Origin of the sequence: Bradyrhizobium sp. (genome assembly GCF_035484855.1) — a bacterium.
Taxonomy (GTDB): Bacteria; Pseudomonadota; Alphaproteobacteria; order Rhizobiales; family Xanthobacteraceae; genus Bradyrhizobium.
Genome location: NZ_DATHOP010000174.1, coordinates 1 through 3009 on the forward strand (window position 1 = coordinate 1; position 3009 = coordinate 3009).

The 3009-nt window shown below is 62.4% G+C and carries 2 protein-coding genes; both read left to right on the forward strand.

The window, feature by feature from the left end:
- Positions 1–1196, forward strand: a 1196-nt coding sequence (locus VK804_RS19825; protein WP_325373348.1) for an HlyD family secretion protein, incomplete at its 5' end; no start/stop codon positions are given.
- A gap of 107 nt (positions 1197–1303) precedes the next feature.
- Positions 1304–2827 carry a DHA2 family efflux MFS transporter permease subunit gene (locus VK804_RS19830; RefSeq protein ID WP_325373350.1) on the forward strand — a complete coding sequence of 508 codons (1524 nt, stop codon included), beginning with the start codon at positions 1304–1306 and terminating at the stop codon, positions 2825–2827.
- Positions 2828–3009 lie beyond the last annotated feature (182 nt).

The following is a 3009-nucleotide window of genomic DNA, read 5'->3' on the forward strand; positions in this document are numbered from 1 at the left end:
ACGTTCAGCCGTTGAGCACCGAAGACAATGACGACGACATCAAGCCGGCACCGCGCCGGGTGTCGCGGTGGCCGGCCTTCGATCGCCGTACGCTGATCGCAACGGCCGCGGCCATTGCGATCATGGTCGCCGGCGGAGTGGGCGCGCATTGGTGGATTTCCGGCCGTTACATGGTCTCGACCGACGACGCCTATGTCGGCGCCCACAACACGACCCTTGCTTCGAAAATCTCCGGCTATGTTGCAAGCATTCCGGTCAACGACAATGCGACGGTGCATGCGGGCGACGTGATCGCCACCATCGACAATGGCGATTATCAGCTCGCGGTGGATGCGGCGCGGGAAAAGGCTGCGACCCAACAGGCCACTGTCGATCGCATCGGCCGCCAGGTCGTGGCGCAGCAGGCCAATGTCGACCAGACCAAAGCGCAGATGCTTTCGGCGCAGGCCGAAGCCAAAAAGACGCAGCTTGAGTTCGACCGGCAGCAGGCTCTGGCGGCGCAGAAATTCGCTAGCCAGCAGACGCTCGAACAGGCGGTTGCGAGCCGTGATCAGGCTGCCGCCGCGATCCAGAGCGCGCAGGCGATGATCGAGGCGGCAGAGGCCAATCTCGACGTGCTCAAGGCGCAGCAACAAGAAGCCTCGCGCACGTTCGATGAATTGCAGACCGCGCTGGCGAAGGCCGAACGCGATCTGTCGTTCACCATCATCCGCGCTCCGGTCGACGGCGTGTTCAGCAATCGCGCGGTCCAGACCGGCGACTACGTGCAAACCGGACAGCGCGTCGCGAGCCTCGTGCCGCTCAACGACGTCTATGTCGACGCCAATTTCAAGGAAACCCAACTCGCCCGGATCCATCCCGGCCAGCCGGTTTCGATCAGCGTCGATGCGCTGCCGGATCACGACATTACCGGGCGGGTGGCGTCGCTGTCGCCGGCTTCCGGCTCCGTGTTCTCGCTGCTGCCGCCGGACAATGCCACCGGCAATTTCACCAAGATCGTGCAGCGGCTGCCGGTGCGGATCGAAGTGCCAGCTGGCGTTACGGCGCAGCGCATGTTGCGGCCGGGCATGTCGGTCGTGGTCAGTGTCAACACCAAGCCAAATGCAATCAAGCAGGATGCGGCGCGTGATGCCGGCCTGACCTCGACAGCCAATGCCGCCGAGGCCGTTCCGAACTTGCAGTCCGATGCTCAATAGATCGCGGAGGAGATGCCGTGACCTCGATCTCCGCAACGCTTCCTTCCCGTAGAGTTCCCCGGCCAAGGTCCCAGGCCGAGCAACAGCCGCGCGCGGCGCTTGACCCGATCCCGCCGCGCCGGCTGTTCGCCTTTCTCGCCATGTGCTTCGGCATGTTCATGGCGTTTCTCGACATCCAGATCGTGTCGGCGTCGCTCTCCGAGATTCAGGCTGGCCTGTCCGCATCAGCCGATGAGATTCCCTGGGTGCAGACTGCCTATCTGATCGCCGAAGTCGTCGCGATCCCGTTGTCGGGATTCTTGTCCCGCGCCATCGGCACCCGCATCCTGTTCACGATCTCGGCTGGCGGCTTTACCATCGCCAGCGTCATGTGCGGCACGAGTACCTCGATCGACAGCATGATCGTGTGGCGCGCGGTGCAAGGTTTTATCGGCGGCGGCATGGTGCCGACGGTATTCGCCACGGCTTATTTGATCTTCCAAGGCCCGCGGCAAAAGTTCGTGGCCCCGGTGGTCGGGTTGATCGCGACATTGGCGCCGACTATCGGCCCGACCGTCGGCGGCTATCTGACCGATGCTTATTCGTGGCACTGGCTGTTTTTCATCAACGTCCCGCCCGGCATTGTCGTCACCATCGCGACCTATCTGCTGGTCGATTTCGACAAGCCGGATTTCGCGCTGCTGAAGAATTTCGACTGGTACGGTCTGCTCAGCATGGCCGGTTTTCTCGGCGCGCTCGAATATGTGCTCGAAGAGGGGCCGCGTTACGAATGGTTCGACGACGACACGATTTTCGCCGTCGCCATCGTTTCAGCGTTGTCGGCCATTGTCTTCTTCGCCCGCGTGCTGACGGCGCGGGTGCCGATCGTCGATCTGCGCGCTTTCGCCAATCGCAATTTCGCCGTCGGCAGCCTGTTTTCCTTCGTGCTCGGCATCGGGCTTTACGGCTTGACCTATCTCTATCCGGTGTATCTGGCCCAAGTGCGCGGCTACGACTCGCTGATGATCGGCGAGACCATGTTCGTCTCCGGCCTGGTGATGTTCCTCACCGCGCCGATCGCCGGTCAGCTCAACGAGAGACTCGATCCGCGCTTTATCCTGGTGGCGGGCTTCGTGTTCTTCGCGGTCGGCACCTGGCAGATGACTTATGTCACTTCGGATTGGGATTTCTGGGAATTGCTGTGGCCGCAAATATTCCGCGGCGTCGGGCTGATGTTCGCGATCATTCCGGTGACCAATACCGCGCTTGGGACGCTTCCGCCCGAGCGCGTCAAGAACGCCTCGGGCTTGTTCAACTTGATGCGAAATCTCGGCGGCGCCATCGGGCTTGCCGCCATCAATACCTGGTTCAACGACCGGATGGATCTGCATCTGACGCGGCTGCACGAAGCGGTGAACCCGGCGAACATCTCGGCCAACGAGATGCTCGCCAATATGGCGGCGCGTTTTCAAGGCTCGGATGCGCAGATGCGGGCGCTGGCAAAACTGCAGGCGATCGTGCGCTTGCAGGCCTCCGTGCTGAGCTATGCCGACGTGTTCTTGGTGCTGACGGTGCTGTTCCTGGTGCTGGCGGCCTTCGGGCTGCTGATGAAAAAGCCGCAGCCGCAAGCCGGCGCCGGGGCAGGGCACTAGAGCCCGATCTCGAAAACGCGCTAGCCTCCGGCGATATGCGCAGAGAAGCCGATGCTGCCCCGTGGAATACGACGCGCGCGCTGCTTTACGGTGCCGCGATCGGGTTTGTCGCGGCAGCGTTAAAATTATTGGCGCCGTGGAACGGGCCGCACTCGGTCGTCACGATTGTCGAAGAATTGGTC